This window comes from Pseudaminobacter soli (ex Li et al. 2025) (assembly GCF_029892515.1).
Lineage (GTDB): Bacteria > Pseudomonadota > Alphaproteobacteria > Rhizobiales > Rhizobiaceae > Pseudaminobacter > Pseudaminobacter soli_A.
The window spans coordinates 1-16,693 of the sequence record NZ_JARXVF010000008.1 but is presented as its reverse complement, the minus strand read 5'-3'; the positions used below and the strand labels follow the sequence as shown (position 1 = coordinate 16,693).

The following is a 16,693-nucleotide window of genomic DNA, read 5'->3' as shown; positions in this document are numbered from 1 at the left end:
CCGCCGGGTTTTTTTTTGTTTCAGCGCAAAAGCTGTCGGATCAGGCCAGGGAAGCCGTGAAGCGCTGGATGCGCGTGCAGGCCTCCTCAAGCAGGGTTTCCGACGTCGCGTAGGAAATGCGGAAGTTCGGTCCAAGGCCGAAGGCCGAACCGAACACCACGGCCACGCCCTCGGCTTCCAGCAGCTCCGAGCAGAAGGTCTCGTCGCCGTCGATCACCTTGCCGGATGGCGCCTTCTTGCCGACCAGATCGGCGCAGGACGGGTAGACGTAGAACGCGCCTTCCGGCGAGGGGCAGGAGATGCCGCGCGCCTGGTTGAGCATCGACACCACGAGGTCGCGGCGCGCCTGGAAGATCGCCTTGTTCTTGGCAATGAAGTCTTGCGGGCCGTTCAGCGCTTCGACCGAGGCCCACTGCGCGATGGTGCAGGCGCCCGAGGTCTGCTGACCCTGGATCATGTCCATGGCCTTGATCAGCTCGATGGGGCCTGCCGCATAGCCGATGCGCCAGCCGGTCATGGCATAGGCTTTCGACACGCCGTTCATGGTGAGCGTGCGGCTATAGAGCTGCGGCTCGACCTCGGCGATGGTCTTGAAGACGAAATCGCCATAGGTCAGGTGCTCATACATGTCGTCGGTCAGCACCCAGACCTGCGGATGCTTGAGCAGCACGTCCGCGATCTCGCGAAGCTCGGCCTCGGTATAGGCCGCGCCCGAGGGGTTGGACGGCGAGTTCAGCACCAGCCACTTGGTGCGCGGGGTGATCGCCTTCTCGAGTGCTGCACCAGTCACCTTGAAGCCGTTGGCGGCGGTGGTCGCGGCGAAGGTCGGGGTGCCGCCGCACAGCAGCACCATCTCCGGATAGCTCACCCAGTAGGGGGTCGGGATGACGACTTCGTCGCCGGGGTTCAGCGTTGCCATGAAGGCGTTGAACAGGATCTGCTTGCCGCCGGTTCCGACGATGGTCTGCTCGGGCTTGTAGTCGAGATTGTTCTCGCGCTTGAACTTCTTGGCGATCGCTTCACGCAGTGGGGCAATGCCCGAAACCGGCGGATACTTGGTCTCGCCGCGGTGGATCGCTTCGATCGCCGCATTCTTGATATTATCCGGCGTATCGAAATCCGGCTCGCCTGCGCCCAGGCCGATCACGTCGCGGCCTTTCGCTTTCAGCTCGCGGGCTTTCTGAGTGACAGCGATCGTTGCAGAAGGCTTCACACGGGAAAGGGCGTCGGCAAGAAAGGCCATGACTTTTCATCTCCATCTCATGGGCGGCCTGGAATTTGGCCGCGCATGTCATGTCGGATTGCGGGCCAATTCGCAAGGGTTGCGTGGGCAACGGTCCGGATATTTCGCGCAAGCCTACGCCTCATCAACGCCCGCGCAAGCCACGCATGCGTTAACGTGCAATAAAACCTTCCCATGCCATTCTTCTTTGTCAATCCGGAGCAAACAGTATCGTGTCGCGCAATGTCGGACCCGGCCACATCATCAGACGGGACGACGGAACCTCGACGGCCAGTTGGGGTGCGTTCTTGCTGGAGACGGCGTTTCAGCCGATTTTTGCCTTCCAGCCGGATGGCAAGCCCCGGATCGTTGCCTATGAGGGATTGATCCGCCCGTCCCTGGGCGGCGAACGGATCTCGCCGGGCATTTTCTTCAGCGCGATTGCTGCGGCCGAGCGGCTGGCAGTCGAGACGCTGACGCGCACGCTGCACCTGTTCAACGCAGCCGCATGCCTCTCCCAGGAAACGACGATCTTCGTCAATTTCGACCCCTCGCTCTTCACCGAGCGGTCGGTTTCCGACTGTGCGCTGCAGGACATGCGCGAGGTCATGCACGAGGCCGGGATCGATCCGCGACGCGTCGTCTGCGAGGTGACCGAGCAGAAGGCAGCCTCGCTGGCGACGCTGCGCGGTTTCGTCGACGCGCTGCGGGCCAATGGGCTCAGGATCGCCATCGACGACTACGGAACGGAAGACTCCGACATCAAGCGGGTCAAGGCGCTGCGCCCGGACATCGTCAAGTTCGACGCGCAGTGGATCGGGCGGATGATGGCGAGCGGCGCCGGCTTTGCCATGCTGACCGCCATGGTCGAGAAGTTCGCCGAGCAGGGCATCATGACCGTGTTCGAAGGCATCGAGGAAGGCTGGCAACTCGAGCTCGCCGAAAAGTCAGGTGCCGCCATGGTGCAGGGCTTTGTCCTGGCGCGGCCCGAGATCGTCTCTCCGGGCTTCGGCAGCGGCGTTTCGCAGGTCGGCCATGCTTCATTGCCGGTGCAACAGGCAGCGCCGGGCTTGCGCCGCCAATCCGGGCGAAAGAGCTCATCGTGATGTCGATCGGGGCGCTCAGCGAATCGCTTGTCGTCGACGAGTTCGACATAGCTTCCGGCGTCTTCGGCTCCTTTCGGCTCAAGAGTTTCTACCAGCCGATCTTTTCACGAGCTGGTGGCGCGCTTCACCTGACCGGCCTGCAGGGCATGTCTATGCCGAGCTTGCTTGGACAGCCGGTTGCAGTAGACGCATTCAGGTCGGAGTGCTCGTCTGAGGTCCAGGGGCGCGTCTCGGCACTGGGTCTTGCGGTGCAGCTTCACAATTATGGACATGTCGGCATCGCCGGGCTCGACCTGCATGTCGACTGCGATCCCTGCGGCGGGGCATCGGTGCTGTCGCTGCTTTCCGAGCGTTATGCGCCAGGTTGTGAAGACGTCGTACTCGGCCCCGAAAAACTGGTTTGCGAGGTTTCTTCCTCTACCCAGGCGGATCAGGATTTCTGGGACGGCCTCGAGGAACTGCGCTGGAAGGGCGTGCGGCTTGCCGGCTCGTTCGGTGCCGATCGCACGCTTCCGGCCGGGGCCAAGGCCGATTTGGTGCGGATCGAAAGCGCCTGGTTTCGCAAGATCTGCAACGAGCCGACCGCACGGCTCTTGGGGCCGATGATTTCGGTGATGCGCAGCCACGGCGCAAAAGTCCTGATCGGCGGCATCGATACGGCGCATCAGCTGCGCATTGCGCTCGAGGCTGGAGCCGACCAATTCCAGGGCGATTTTCTTGCCCGGCCGGTCTCGGCGGGCTGCGCTTTCGACGAGACGCAGCTGTCGATAGCCGTCTTGCTGGGCGGCGGACAGAACGTGGTCTCGTTTCGGCGTTGAACCATCACTTGCAGTGAAGGATCGGCCAAAACAAATCGTTGGATCGCGTTGGTTGCGGGCGTTATGCCGCTTTAGCTTCATCTGAAGGAGGGCTGCATGATCAAGATCTATGGCATGACCGGTAGCGGCAATTGCTACAAGCCGCGACTTCTCCTCGCAAAACTCGGAAAACCATTCGAGCATATCGAAGTGAGTTCCCAGAACGGCGGCACCCGATCGCCCGAATATCTGGCCAAGAACCCGAATGGCATGGTGCCTCTGCTGGAACTGCCGGACGGGCGGCTGCTCGCCGAGTCCAATGCCATGCTGCTCCATCTGGCCGAAGGAACGCGCCTGCTGTCGGCGGACAGCTATGAGCGCGCGCTTGCCTATCAGTGGTTGTTCTTCGAGCAATACAGCCACGAGCCCTATATCGCCGTGCGCCGCGCGCTGATGGTCTTTCCGGAGCGCGCAAAGGATGCGACGCCGGAAAGGCTGGCCTCGACGCTGGAGCGGGGCAACAAGGCGCTTGGCGTCATGGACAAGCACCTTGCCGCAAACGCCTTCTTTGCGGGCAATGCGATGAGCGTGGCGGATATTGCGCTTTATGCCTACACCCATGTGGCGGGCGAGGGAGGCTTCGACGTCACTGCATATCCGGCAGTGTCGGCGTGGCTGGACCGCGTGCGCAACGATCCCGGACACGTGCCGATCGATTGGCTGCCATGAGGCGGGTCACGGCTTGGTCGCCGCGGCGAAGGCCAAATAAAATCCGGACAGCAAAAAGGCGGGGAGTTACCCCGCCTTCCGTGCCCCAAAGGGACTGATCTGGGGTCCGTCAGTCGGGCTCGGCGGCAATCTGCCGCGTCGAACTCCCACCCTGGACCTCCGGCGCGCTTCACGCGCGGCCGCCAGTACATCCGTGACTTGCCGCGCGCTTCGACCCTAGGGCCGGGCGCGCTTTAAAATCAGCCGGCCTTGGAGATGGACCCAGCAGCCGAACGGCCGGTGCGGCGGTCCTGCTCGATCTCGAAATTGACCTTCTGGCCTTCGTTGAGGGTGGACATGCCAGCGCGTTCAACAGCGGAGATGTGGACGAAAACGTCCGCGCCGCCGGCGTCGGGCTGAATGAAGCCGAAGCCCTTGGTTGCGTTGAACCACTTAACGGTGCCGGTTGCCATACTAGTATATTCCTTCGTTCGCTGTGTAGTTTGACTGGATGCCGATGGCCGAAATCCAGTCGTTGGTATCGAGATTTAGGAGACAGACATCAGCAAACGCGAGAAAATCGCGAGAGTACCGAGCAATCGGCCGAAATATCAACGGACCCGATATAGGAGTTCATCCGCCAGAGCACAAGAGGGACGCTAGCGCAACAGTTCGCCGTTTTGTAAGGAGTGACTCGATCTTGCCATTCTTCCGGCCATTTCTCGCCATAGCGCGGGACGGTCGGGTAGGGGTTTGCCCGACTCTTCATGGAGATAGTGGTGAAACGTCTGTTGCTCGCTCTTTGCCTGTCGCTGGTAGCCTATCAAGCGCAGGCGATTTCCCGTTACGATTCAACGAGTATGAGCTGCGGACAGGTGCAGTCGGCCATCGATCGGGAAGGCGCGGTGATCCTGCGCTATCGCTCGCCGCGCGATCCTTCGGTGCAGCGCCACGACCGCTATGTGCGCGACCGGCAATACTGCAAGAGCAATGAACGCGCCGAAACCACCCTTGTGCCGAGCGCCGACCGCAAGGCCTGCCCGGTGCGCGAATGCCGCACGGTCGAGTCCGAACGCCGCCCCAAGCTGCTGCGCAAGCATCCGTAAAAAAACTGATCTAGAATCCGAACGAGCCCTGCGCGGGCGGTGGCGGGCCGACCCGCACGCCCTCGAGCTCGAGCAGCCGCTCCTTGGTGGTCGAGCCTCCGGGCGCCGAAAAGCCGCCGATCTTGCCGCCGGCGGCGACGATGCGATGGCAGGGCACCACGATGGGCACCGGGTTGCGGCCGAGCGCCTGGCCCGTTTCGCGCGCCAGCCCGGTGTGGCCGGCACGGTTCGCCAGTTCGCCATAGGTGGTCGTCTCGCCGAAACCCAAGTTGCGCGCCGCGTCGTAGATCGCCAGCCGAAACTCGTCGGCATTGCCTAGATCGACGGGGACGCCGGAAAAATCGACCGTCTCGCCCGCCGCGTAGCGCCGCACAAGCGCGACCGCCGCGGCAATCTCAGCCGGAAGCTCTTCTTCGCGCCGCTCGACCGGCGTTCCACGCTCAGCGCCCGGCAGCGTCGCCAGCAGCCGCCTTTCGGTGGCAGGGCGGTCACGCTCGGGCAGTTGCAGCCGGGTCAGGCCGCGCTCGCTCCAGGCGAGGCCGATCCAGCCCAGCGCGGTTTCGAAGAGATGATAGGGAAGGGGTGAAGACATCTGTCACTTTCCGATACGCAGCCGTTTATATCACGGTTAATCGACGTGTACAAACGGAGAACAAACGCTTTCCTTACGGTTTGAAACAGGTGTTGATCGGTAGCGTTATTGCAATCTTAACCCGTCGTGTTGCCCAGAGGGGGTGGCTCATGTAATTGATTTGTCAGCGGGGACGGGTATTTTTGACGATTGCAGTGAGAGCGGGCTTGCCCAAATTGCGGATTTTTCTGGCTGTCGGCGTTGCGCTCTCTGCAGCGTGCCTGTCGGCCTGTACCTCCACCGGCAATGGCGCAGCGCCAGACCTTGCGCTGAACACCGCCCCTGTCGACGAACAGAGCGCCGATTTCCCGCTGCCCGAAACGGTTGCCGTGCTGCCGAGCTCCTATGCGCCGGTCGAAGGCGCGCCGGTGCCGCTGATGGCCGATGCGACTGCCGCGCTGCCCGAGGGCCAGCTGCCGCCGCCGACGCGACCGGGCGATCCCATGCTGACGGCGCCGCAGAAGGCCGGCGGCACGCAGGTTGCCTCGCTCGAGCCGATGATGCCGGCCAGCGCCTATGCCACCGCCGATGCCGGCCCGGCAGGTCCCGCCGAGATCGAGCAGCTGATCCAGAAATATGCCGCCATGTACGAAGTGCCGGCGGATCTGGTGCGCCGCGTGGTCAAGCGTGAGAGCACCTTTAACCCCTCGGCCTATAATCGCGGCCATTGGGGCCTGATGCAGATCAAGCACTCCACCGCACGCGGCATGGGCTATGACGGCCCGGCGCGCGGCCTGCTGGATGCCGAGACCAATCTCAAATACTCTGTGAAATATCTGCGCGGCGCCTTTCTGGTGGCCAAGGGCGACCAGGCACGCGCCGACCGACTCTATCAGCGCGGCTATTATTACGACGCCAAGCGCATGGGCCTCCTGGGCGCGGCCGGCATGAGCTCCGATCGCCACCGCATGCGCAGCCCGGGCGAGGAGCAGGAAGCCACGGTTGCGGCGCAGGTCGAATTCCCGCCGACGGCCGAGGTCATCCCGGCCTCGATGAAAGGCCAGTTCCCGCCGGCACCTCCGGCGCCCGGCCCGGACGACATGCCGGTCATCACGCCGGCCACAGCGCCGGTTCCGTCCGCCGCACCCGCCAAGCCTTCCGCCGCAGGTGCCGCCTGATCCGGCTCGTGCCCCTTCCGCCGCATCCGTTTCCGCGAAGGAACGACAATGCTTGAGCCAAGCGCGCAGCCTCATGATGAGGTGATAAGGCTGCGCCGCGACCTCGGCGGCGCATTGCAGGCGCCGGCCTGGCCGGCCGGTTTTGTCCTGCGCACCTTGTCGTCTGCGCCCGATGCGGCCTCTCTGCACGCGCTGCTGACGGAGGTTTTTCCGGAGCGTCGTGACGAGACATTTGACGCCTGGTGGCAAGAACTCTCGACTGACGCGGAGTTCGACCCCGCTCTGTGCTTTCTGGTGTTCGACGCCGAGGGCGGCCTTGCAGCTACCGCGCAATGCTGGACCAGCGCGTACCTCAAGGACCTTGCCGTAAAGCCTGATGCGCGCCGGCTGGGGCTGGGCGAGGCGCTGCTCTGGCAGGTTTTTGCCGCCTTCCATGCGCGGGGTGCTGCCCATGTCGATCTGAAAACCCACACGCTCGAAAACCGCGACGCCGTGCGGCTCTACGAGCGTCTCGGCATGCGCCGCGTGCCGCTGGAGTAGGGGCTGCCCTTCATGCCGCCCTCGTGGTTCGAGGCTCGCTACGCTCGCACCTCACCATGAGGGCTAACGGCGGCACCCACCTCCCAAGGTTGCGATAGCGCCAACCGTCCTCATCCTGAGGTGCTCGCCCGCAGGGCGCGCCTCGAAGGACGCACCTATTCATCGCCACGCCCGGTTTTCACCGTCTGGCTATTTCAAAGAACCTGGGAAGACGGGCGGTCGGGAAACGCGCTCATCTAGTAGTATATCGGCGGTCTCCACGACCGCCCGTTCGATGCTCTTGCCCCGCTCAGTCGCCTCCACATTCGCGTGGCCAGCCGCCGCAAAGGCCCGGACTTGGGGGTTCATCACCCAGCAGCGCCACCGTTAGCGCCACCAGCCCGGACATCGTCGCCCTCCACGCTCATCCGGTTCATGACCCGTGTTCCCGGTGAGGCCGATGCGGGCATTATGTGGGAGGGACGAATGTGGGGGATGAAAAAGCGTCGCCGGCGATGCCGATAGCCGAAAAATCAATGGCTTGCGCGAAAGGCGTGGCGGATTTTGTCCCCGCAGGCACGCGGACTTCAGATGTCGGGCGCGTTGCCGATCACCTTCTTCAGCTCGATTGCCCAGGCGCGGCCCTCGTCGCCGCCCCACAAGAGCCAGGCGACATAGCCGGCCGAGGGGTTTTGTTCATTGCCGAAATTTTTTGCGTGCTTGTCGACATCGTGGCGGGCGAAAAAGCTGACCATGCGCCGGATGGTCGAGGGCTGCAGCGCCCGCCGCGCCACCAGTTCCTGCGCGCGGCCCACGCCGATCTCGGTTCCGCCCCGCCCGAATTTTGCACGCAAGGCAAGCCCCTTGGCCGCGTTGTCGGCGACGACCTGGGGTGGGACGAGGGAGATTTCGTCTGGCTCCATGTGGTGTGCTCCTGTTGCGCGCACACTAGCTGCTTCGCGCTCGGGGCATAAGCCGGCAGCGTCTCGAAGATCTGGCAAATTCTCTCCGTTGGGTGCCGAAGCGTATGCCTCTTTATCCAGCTTGCTATTTCATAAGACTTGATCTCAACCTGTACTTCGATTTCGAGGGGGGGTGAGATTGTCCAGAGTACTCTTGGGTAGAGTCATCGCACGAATTGTTGCGGCTGCGTTCTCAGCATTTCTTCTGGCAGCGTCTTGGTATGCGCCTGCTGCCGCGGAAGAAACAACATCAACGGTTAAGCTTGCTGTCGTGGGCCCTACCGATGGAGATTGGGCTGCCTGGGGTGCTGAAATGCGCAGTGGCGTTCAACTCGCGGTGGACGATATCAATGCGCAGGGCGGCATCAACGGTCAAAAGATCGAATTTCACTTTGTTGGCGACGAGGGAAGTCAGCAGACCGGTAGAGCAATTGCTGCGAAACTCTCGAAGATGGGGGTGAAGTTCGTAGTCGGGCACTATAACTCGACAAGCTCGATCTTCGCGGCCCCCATCTATGCGAAGGCGGGCGTTTTGATGATCAGCCCCTCGACCACTAATCCTCTGTTCACCGACGCAGGGCTCTGGAATACTTTTCGCACGTCGGGACGCGATGACGTGCAGGGTACCTTTGCTGGCGAATACGTGGCGAAGAACTTCCCTGGTCAGAAGATCGCCGTGCTTCACGACGGAACCCCCTACGGCAAAGGACTAGCAGAGAAGACAAAGGCCTCCCTGAACGCTGCAGGCATCAAGGAGACGATATTTTCGACGGTGAGATTCAAGGGCAAAGGTCTTTCGACGCTCGTGGACAAGCTTAAATCTCAGAACATCGAGGTTGTCTATTTCGGGGGCTTGGCGGAAGAGCTGGGGGCGCTCATCCGAAAGTCCAGCGCCGCGGGTCTTGAGATGCAATTCGTTACCGGTGACGGTGCCGCCGTCGGCGGTTTGGCTGTTGCGGCAGGGGGGGGTCTTGAGGGCACGCTCATGACCTTTTCCCTGCAAGATCAGGCGCGCCCGAATGTTCAGGGAATCGTTGAACGCCTTCGTGCCAAAGGAGTTGCCCCCATCGCTTACGCGTTGAAGTCGTACGCGGCTGTCCAGGTAATCGCCAAAGGTGCGGAAATTGCCAAAAGCAATGACCCGCGTGCCATTTCGTCGGCACTACGCTCCGGCAAAGCTGTTCCGACAATACTGGGAGAACTGTCATTCGACGAGAAGGGTGATCGCCGAGAGCCTGACGTTGCCATGTATAAATGGCAACGTCAGCCCGGCGGGAACTGGGGGTTCTACAGCATGGACTGAGAAGGGAGGCTGATAGCCTCCCAAACTCAGGGCCAGTGTATTCTCGCCAGGCGCGGCTGCGCCTTAGACAAAATACTCCTGCAGCGGCCGAACCTCGAGGCTGCCCGCCTTCAGCGCGGCGATGGCTTCGGCCACGGCCTCCATGCCCGACAGCGTGGTGTAATAGGGCACCTTCTGCATCAGGGTCGCGCGGCGCAGGGATTTGGAGTCCGACACGGCCTTCTGGCCGTCTGTCGTATTGAACACGATCTGCACCTGGCGGTTGCGGATGGCGTCCTCGATATGCGGGCGGCCTTCCAGCACCTTGTTGATCTTCTCGGCCTCGATGCCGTTTTCGGCGAGGAAGCGCTGGGTGCCGCCGGTGGCCAGCACCTTGAAGCCCAGGCCGGCCAGGCGCTTGACGGGACCCAGAATGCCCTTCTTGTCGTCATCGCGCACCGAGACGAACAGCGTGCCCGAGCGCGGCAGGTCGACGCCCGCGCCGAGCTGGGCTTTTGCGAAGGCCAGCGCATAGTCGCGGTCGAGGCCCATGACCTCGCCGGTGGAGCGCATCTCGGGTCCGAGCAGGGTGTCGACGCCCGGGAAGCGCGCAAACGGGAACACCGCTTCCTTGACCGCGATGTGGCCGGGCGTGCGCGGGTCGGGCTTTTCGCCGTAATTGGCGAAGGCGCCGTCCAGCGTTTCGCCGGCCATGATGCGGGCCGCGACCTTGGCGATCGGCTTGCCCACGGTCTTGGCGACGAAGGGCACGGTGCGGCTGGCGCGCGGGTTCACCTCCAGCACATAGATCGTGCCGTCCTTGATGGCGTATTGCACGTTCATCAGGCCGCCGACCTTTAGCGCGCGGGCAAGGGCGGCCGTCTGGCGCTCCAGCTCTGCGACGATCTCGTCGGACAGCGTGTGGACGGGCAGCGAGCAGGCGGAGTCGCCCGAATGGATGCCGGCCTCCTCGATGTGCTCCATGATGCCGGAGACGAAGACGTCCGAGCCGTCGCACAGGCAGTCCACGTCCACCTCGATGGCGTCGGTGAGATAGGTGTCGAACAGCAGCGGGTTTTTGCCGAGCAGCGTGTTGATCTGGCCGGTCTTGTCGTTCGGATATTTCTGCTTGATGTCCTCGGGCACCAGGCCCGGCACGATGTCGAGCAGGTAGGTCTGCAGCATGCTCTCGTCGTGAATGATCTGCATGGCGCGGCCGCCCAGCACGTAGGACGGGCGCACCACCAGAGGGAAGCCGAGCTCGCCGGCCACCGTGCGCGCCTGCTCGACCGAGTAGGCGATGCCGTTCTTGGGCTGGGCGAGGTCGAGCTTCTGCAGAAGCTTCTGGAAGCGGTCGCGGTCTTCGGCAAGGTCGATCGCGTCGGGCGAGGTGCCGAGGATCGGGATGCCGTTCTTTTCGAGCGCCTCGGCCAGCTTCAGCGGGGTCTGGCCGCCGAACTGCACGATCACGCCGACGAGCTCGCCGCGGCTCTGCTCCATCTTCAGGATCTCGATCACGTCTTCCGCCGTCAGCGGCTCGAAATAGAGCCGGTCGGAGGTGTCGTAGTCGGTCGAGACCGTCTCCGGGTTGCAGTTGATCATGATGGATTCATAGCCGGCCTCGGCGAGCGCGAAGCAGGCGTGGCAGCAGCAATAGTCGAACTCGATGCCCTGGCCGATACGGTTGGGGCCGCCGCCGAGGATCACCACCTTCTTGCGGTCGGAGACCTCGGCCTCGTTGGCGAGCTGACCGGCAAACGGCACTTCGTAGGTGGAGTACATATAGGCGGTGGGGGAGGCGAATTCGGCAGCGCAGGTGTCGATGCGCTTGTAGACCGGGTGGACGCCGAGCGAATTGCGCAGCAGGGCGACATCCTTGGCCTTCTTGCCGGTCAGCGAGGCAAGCCGGGCGTCCGAAAAACCCATGGCCTTCAGCATGCGCAGATTGGTGGCATCCTGCGGCAGGCTGTGCTCGCGGATGCGCTCTTCCATGGCGATGATGCCGGCGATCTGCTCGAGGAACCACGGGTCGATCTTGCACATGGCGTGCACGTCTTCGAGCGAGGTGCCCATGCGGATGGCCTGGGCGACCATGCGCAGGCGGTCCGGCGTGGGCGTGCCGAGGGCTGCGCGAATGGCGTTCTTGTCGTCGCCATGGCCGATGCCGGGGATCTCGATCTCGTCGAGGCCGGTGAGGCCGGTTTCGAGGCCGCGGAGCGCCTTCTGCAGCGATTCCTGGAAGGTGCGGCCAATGGCCATGACCTCGCCCACCGACTTCATGGCGGTGGTCAGCGTCGGCTCGGCGCCCGGGAACTTTTCGAAGGCAAAGCGCGGGATCTTGGTGACGACGTAATCGATGCTCGGCTCGAAGGAGGCAGGCGTCGCGCCGCCGGTGATGTCGTTTTCCAGCTCGTCCATCGTGTAGCCGACGGCAAGCTTGGCCGCGATCTTGGCGATCGGGAAGCCGGTCGCCTTGGAGGCAAGTGCCGAGGAGCGCGACACGCGCGGGTTCATCTCGATGACGACGAGGCGGCCGTCGTCGGGATTGACGGCGAACTGAACGTTCGAACCGCCGGTCTCGACGCCGATCTCGCGCAGCACCGCGATCGAGGCGTTGCGCATGATCTGGTATTCCTTGTCAGTCAAGGTCAGCGCGGGGGCGACGGTGATGGAATCCCCGGTGTGCACGCCCATCGGGTCGATGTTCTCGATGGAGCAGACGATGATGCAGTTGTCCGCCTTGTCGCGGACGACCTCCATCTCATACTCCTTCCAGCCCAGCACGCTTTCCTCGATGAGGACTTCGGTGGTCGGCGAGGCGTCGAGGCCCGACTGCACGATCTCGAAGAATTCCTGGCGGTTGAAGGCGATGCCGCCGCCGGTGCCGCCGAGCGTGAACGAGGGGCGGATGATGGCCGGCAGGCCGACCACGTCGAGCGCGGTGGCCGCAACGCCCATGGCGTGCGAAACGTAGCGCTGCTTGCGGTCGCCTTCGCCGAGGTTCCAGCTTGTTTCAAGCGCATCGAGCTGGGTGTCGGAGGCGCCCGACGCCTTCAGCGCGGCGCGCTCGGCGTCATGCTTCTTGCGGTCGGCGTCCTTGACGTCGGTGGCGTTGGCGAGCATGGAGCGCGGCGTCTCAAGCCCGATCTTGGCCATGGCCTCGCGGAACAAGGCGCGGTCCTCGGCCTTGTCAATGGCGTGGGCGTCGGCGCCGATCATCTCGACATTGTAGCGCTCCAGCACGCCCATGCGGCGCAGCGACAGGGCGGTGTTGAGCGCGGTCTGGCCGCCCATGGTGGGCAACAGCGCATCCGGGCGCTCCTTGGCGATGATCTTGGCGACAACCTCGGGCGTGATCGGCTCGATATAGGTGGCGTCCGCCAGCTCCGGGTCGGTCATGATCGTGGCCGGGTTGGAGTTGACCAGGATGACGCGGAACCCTTCTTCTCGGAGCGCCTTGCAGGCCTGGGTGCCGGAGTAGTCGAATTCGCAGGCCTGGCCGATAACGATGGGACCGGCGCCGATGATCAGGATGGACTTGATGTCGGTGCGTTTTGGCATGGTCGGGTCCGTTCGTCGTTGGCTCTGCGCAAAAACCCCGGCGCGGGAACGCCGGCCGGTGGGGTGCAGAGTCTGTTGTCAGGCTAAGGGCGCCTTATAGGCAAATGCCGGCACGCTTGTAACCCCAAATATGCGTGAATCTTTGCGACTTTTCGGCATGGCTGCCATGCGGGCGGGGGGAGAGGGGTGAAATCGTGCTTCTATGCGTGCCGGAACTGGCCGTTGCTGGCTCAGGGCATGTCTGGTACAGACTGCTCCGCTCGTTCACCCCCCCCTTCACTCAGGGCCGTATCCATGGAACCTAAAACTTCAGACCGCTAAGCCGCAGCAACGTTCTCTTCGTTGTTGCGGCCGTCTGCCCGGTTCCGATCCTGTTACCTGATAGCGCAGGCCGCCGCCGAACTTCATTTATTCGAGCGGATGCTTTGTCATGTCTGCAAATAATATCCGGCTGTGGACCTACAGCCTGCCGGTAGCAATGATGCTGCTGGCACCCTTCAACATTCTCGCTTCCCTTGGCATGGACATATACCTGCCGGCCGTTCCCGCCATGCCGGGAATCCTCGGCACCACGCCCGAGATGGTGCAACTGACCCTTACCCTCTACATGATCATGCTCGGGGTAGGGCAAATCCTCTTCGGGCCGCTTTCGGACCGTTTCGGTCGCCGGCCGGTCCTCATTGGCGGGACGGTCGTCTTCGCCGCTGCCTCCTTTGCCCTTGCTGCCACATCATCGACCGGGCTGTTTGTGCTGCTTCGGCTGGTGCAGGCAACGGGCGCGGCAGCCGTGCTGGTGGCGCTCTTCGCCACCATTCGCGACGTTTATGCGGAGCGCCCGGAAAGTGCTGTCATCTATAGCCTTATGAACGCGACGTTGGCTTTTGTGCCGGCCCTCGGCCCCATCGCCGGAGCGCTCGTCATGGGCTTTTGGGGATGGCGCGCCATCTTCCTTGCGCTGGGCATCCCGACGCTCATCCTGCTCGTACTCGTGCTACCAACATGGCGCGAAACACGGCTGGAGAAGAGGGGAGCGCGCGGAGCGGGCTTCGGGCTGGTGCTAAAAAGCCCTGCCTTTTGGACCTACACGGTCGGCTTCGGGACCGCGATGGGCACGTTCTTTGTGTTCTTCTCCACGGCTCCGCGCGTGCTGATAGACGGGGCAGGCTTCTCGGAACTCGGCTTCAGCCTCGCGTTTGCGACGGTCGCCTTGGCCATGATCGTCACGACGCGCTTTACCAAGGATTTCGTGGCGCGATGGGGCATTCCGGGCAGCGTGGTGCGCGGCATGGCGATGTTGATCCTGGGCGCGTGCCTGCTCGCGGTCGGGCAGCTTTTCCTGGCGCCGTCCCTCGGGTCCTTTGTCCTGCCGATGTGGCTGATCGCGGTGGGCATCGTCTTCACGACCTCCGTCACGGCCAACGGCGCCTTGCAGGAGTTCGGAGAAGTGGCCGGCACGGCCGTCGCCCTGCACTTCTGCATCCAGAGCCTCATCGTCGGCGTGATCGGCACGGGCTTCGTGATCGTGCTCGACGGTGACACCGCATGGCCTCTCATCACCTATGCGGCCGGCATGTCGACCATCACCCTGGTCGCGTTGTCGTGGCTCCGTAGGCGCGATCTGCATCTGCAGACTGCATGAAGCTGATTGCCTGGGCGGCTCGCGAAATCGGGCCGCTCAGGCAATCCCCCTTCCGCTTTGTGGCTACACTCAGCGAATATCGGCGCCCCTTGTGAGAGTTTCCTACTGATCCCGCCATTCTATACGAATGGAGGGGACGAAATCCGCCCCGTCTTGCCCCGGTCTGTCGAATCTGAGACCGTACTTCGGTCTAAAACAGGTTAGGTTGGTGCGGTTGGCCCAACCCCCGCCGATGCGGGTCCTTCCTCTACTTCGGTAGCGGCCCAAGACCTTCACGCCTCGCAATCCCGCGGGGCGAATGGAAAGGACTTGGCTATGCAGCAGCAGATTTCAGTTATCACACTCGGTGTCCGCGACCTCGAGCGCTCCAGGCGCTTCTATGTCGAGGGTTTCGGATGGATGCCCGTATTCCAGAACGATGAGATCGTTTTCTACCAGATGAACGGGTTTGTTCTTGGCACCTTCAAGCTCGGATCGCTTGAACAGGACATGGGACGATCGGGGCTGAAGTCGCCGGGAGCCTTTTCGCTCGCGCATAACGTTCCCGGGCGTGAGGACGTTGAAACGGTCATGCGTCAGCTGGTGGAGGCTGGAGGAAGCCTGGTCCGGGAGGCGGATGCCCCGCCGCATGGTGGATTCCGTGGGTATGTCGCGGACCCTGACGATCACGCCTGGGAAATCGCCTGGAACCCCGCATGGGCAATCGACGAAAACGGCCTGGTCACTTTTGGGCTTTGACGAGAGAATAGCATCCTGAGGTCGGGGGCTTTGTTGACGCCTGCCTAAAGGGCGATCGCACATAGTATTCGACCCCCACTCCGGTTTGCTTCGCAAACCACCTCTCCCCCGGTCGACGGGGGAGAGGAAGCGCCGTTGGCAAGGCTGGCACCTTTCCTCTCCCCTTTTGAGGGGGAGAGGTGCCAAGCAAAGCGAGGCGGAGTGGGGGTAAGTCGCGCCTTATGCGATTGCTCTGCCCTGAAGGCGGAGAGGGGAATGCGGGGGCTGAGCTTGGCTTACGCCGACTTCAGCTTGCTCTCCATCGCGGCCAATCCCCGCCGCCGCTCCAGTTCTGCCTCGCTGGGGTTATCCAGCCCGAAGTCGCCGGTTTCGACCTCGCCGGCGCGCTCGTAAGCCGCGACGATGACGCCCTTGGGCGTGACCAGGCCGTCGGTCAGCTTGAGGGCCGCTGGTATTGTTCCGGAAAGCCTTGCCGTTGCCTTGGCTCGCGCCTATATCCCGGCATCGATCTTGCTGACGAACGTTGTTTCTGCGCTTTGGTGCCCAGACGATCTTCCTTCTCAATTTCGACAACTCGCCGTTTGGCACTCGGCCAAGCGCGACACTGTACTCCGATTTGAAAGGAAACCTCATGGCCACCGGAACAGTAAAGTTTTTCAACGCCACCAAAGGCTTCGGCTTTATTGAGCAGGGCAACGGACAGCCCGACGTTTTTGTCCACATTTCCGCCGTCGAGCGCGCTGGAATGAGGACCCTCGTGGAAGGTCAAAAGCTGACCTTCGACGTCGTTGCGGATCCGCGCAAGGGCAAGAGCTCGGCCGAGAACCTGCAGGCCGCATGAATGCCGCTTCCGGTCTTTGACCGCGAATTTGCTGGCCGTCGGGCCATCAGCAGAAGGCCGGGAAGTTCCCGGCCTTTTTCGTCTCGAGGATGACCATCATGAACGGAGTCGAGGACAGTTTTAGGTCAAAACGGGCTAAGCTGGACAAGACCGAGACAACGACCAGGATAGCTCGTGAGATAGTCGACGCGGAGGTCGCCAAGCGAGAAGCGAAGACACAACGCCTTCGGCTGGCTCGTTTGGCCAGGGTGGCTGCAGAGCCCGCCAAGGGCTCGGGGAAGAACGAGTACCGCGCCCCGTCAGGGGGAAAGCCCAAGGCCAAATCGCCAGCGTGAAACGCAAAAAAGAAGATCGGATGATTGGGGCTCCCGTGGCGCTCCCGCTGCGGGGGTGACAGGATTTCAATCTGCGGGCAGGCTCCTCAAGCTTAATTGGTCAAGGAGCCCCGCCCATGGATCTATTC

15 protein-coding genes are annotated in these 16,693 nt (G+C 62.9%); 10 read left to right on the top strand and 5 right to left on the bottom strand.

The genetic code is table 11. The features are described 5' to 3' along the window. Positions 1-40 precede the first annotated feature (40 nt). Positions 41-1,243 (bottom strand): pyridoxal phosphate-dependent aminotransferase, encoded by a 1,203-nt coding sequence (locus M2281_RS24505; protein WP_280823825.1) that lies wholly within the window; start codon positions 1,241-1,243, stop codon positions 41-43. A 212-nt stretch (positions 1,244-1,455) separates the two neighbouring features. Between M2281_RS24505 and M2281_RS24500 the strand changes: the two genes are divergently transcribed. The 3 genes from M2281_RS24500 (at position 1,456) to M2281_RS24490 (ending at position 3,854) form a co-directional block, all read left to right on the top strand. Beyond that, positions 1,456-2,328, top strand: a complete 873-nt coding sequence (locus M2281_RS24500; RefSeq protein WP_280823824.1) for an EAL domain-containing protein — start codon at positions 1,456-1,458, stop codon at positions 2,326-2,328. After that, complete coding sequence (locus tag M2281_RS24495; RefSeq protein ID WP_280823971.1) at positions 2,328-3,146, top strand: EAL domain-containing protein; 819 nt, start codon at positions 2,328-2,330, stop codon at positions 3,144-3,146. Before M2281_RS24500 ends, M2281_RS24495 begins: the two co-directional genes overlap by 1 nt. 96 nt (positions 3,147-3,242) lie before the next feature. After that, positions 3,243-3,854 (top strand): glutathione S-transferase family protein, encoded by a 612-nt coding sequence (locus tag M2281_RS24490; protein WP_280823823.1) that lies wholly within the window; start codon positions 3,243-3,245, stop codon positions 3,852-3,854. Between the two features lie 239 nt (positions 3,855-4,093). Here M2281_RS24490 and M2281_RS24485 read toward each other — a convergent pair whose 3' ends face one another. Next, positions 4,094-4,306, bottom strand: a complete 213-nt coding sequence (locus tag M2281_RS24485) for a cold-shock protein (protein WP_280823822.1) — start codon at positions 4,304-4,306, stop codon at positions 4,094-4,096. A 306-nt stretch (positions 4,307-4,612) separates the two neighbouring features. Here M2281_RS24485 and M2281_RS24480 point away from each other — a divergent pair, with 306 nt between their 5' ends. Continuing rightward, positions 4,613-4,939: a hypothetical protein gene (locus M2281_RS24480; RefSeq protein ID WP_280823821.1), complete on the top strand. Its 327-nt coding sequence runs from the start codon at positions 4,613-4,615 to the stop codon at positions 4,937-4,939. A 10-nt stretch (positions 4,940-4,949) separates the two neighbouring features. Here the strand turns inward: M2281_RS24480 and M2281_RS24475 are convergent, their stop codons facing one another. Then, entirely contained in the window at positions 4,950-5,531 is a 582-nt protein-coding gene (locus M2281_RS24475) for a methylated-DNA--[protein]-cysteine S-methyltransferase (RefSeq protein ID WP_280823820.1), read from the bottom strand. Between the two features lie 206 nt (positions 5,532-5,737). Between M2281_RS24475 and M2281_RS24470 the strand changes: the two genes are divergently transcribed. Further along, the gene (locus M2281_RS24470; RefSeq protein WP_280823819.1) at positions 5,738-6,688 is read left to right on the top strand and encodes a lytic transglycosylase domain-containing protein; all 951 of its coding nucleotides are present in this window, start codon (positions 5,738-5,740) and stop codon (positions 6,686-6,688) included. 48 nt (positions 6,689-6,736) lie between these two features. Then, positions 6,737-7,228: a GNAT family N-acetyltransferase gene (locus M2281_RS24465; RefSeq protein WP_280823818.1), complete on the top strand. Its 492-nt coding sequence runs from the start codon at positions 6,737-6,739 to the stop codon at positions 7,226-7,228. Between the two features lie 566 nt (positions 7,229-7,794). On the opposite strand, the gene M2281_RS24460 is transcribed toward M2281_RS24465, so the two are convergent. Continuing rightward, positions 7,795-8,130 (bottom strand): hypothetical protein, encoded by a 336-nt coding sequence (locus M2281_RS24460; RefSeq protein WP_280823817.1) that lies wholly within the window; start codon positions 8,128-8,130, stop codon positions 7,795-7,797. Between the two features lie 178 nt (positions 8,131-8,308). Between M2281_RS24460 and M2281_RS24455 the strand changes: the two genes are divergently transcribed. After that, positions 8,309-9,472 carry a branched-chain amino acid ABC transporter substrate-binding protein gene (locus tag M2281_RS24455; RefSeq protein WP_280823816.1) on the top strand — a complete coding sequence of 388 codons (1,164 nt, stop codon included), beginning with the start codon at positions 8,309-8,311 and terminating at the stop codon, positions 9,470-9,472. A 63-nt stretch (positions 9,473-9,535) separates the two neighbouring features. Here the strand turns inward: M2281_RS24455 and carB are convergent, their stop codons facing one another. Next, positions 9,536-13,012, bottom strand: coding sequence for a carbamoyl-phosphate synthase large subunit (carB, locus tag M2281_RS24450; RefSeq protein WP_280823815.1), 3,477 nt, complete (start codon positions 13,010-13,012; stop codon positions 9,536-9,538). Between the two features lie 430 nt (positions 13,013-13,442). On the opposite strand from carB, the gene cml reads away from it, so the two are divergent. The 3 genes from cml to M2281_RS24435 all read left to right on the top strand — a co-directional run bounded on the left by cml (position 13,443) and on the right by M2281_RS24435 (position 16,230). After that, entirely contained in the window at positions 13,443-14,651 is a 1,209-nt protein-coding gene (gene cml, locus M2281_RS24445; protein ID WP_280823814.1) for a CmlA/FloR family chloramphenicol efflux MFS transporter, read from the top strand. Between the two features lie 315 nt (positions 14,652-14,966). Beyond that, positions 14,967-15,389, top strand: coding sequence for a VOC family protein (locus M2281_RS24440; RefSeq protein ID WP_280823813.1), 423 nt, complete (start codon positions 14,967-14,969; stop codon positions 15,387-15,389). Positions 15,390-16,020: 631 nt separating this feature from the next. Then, complete coding sequence (locus tag M2281_RS24435) at positions 16,021-16,230, top strand: cold-shock protein (RefSeq protein WP_280823970.1); 210 nt, start codon at positions 16,021-16,023, stop codon at positions 16,228-16,230. Positions 16,231-16,693: the final 463 nt, after the last annotated feature.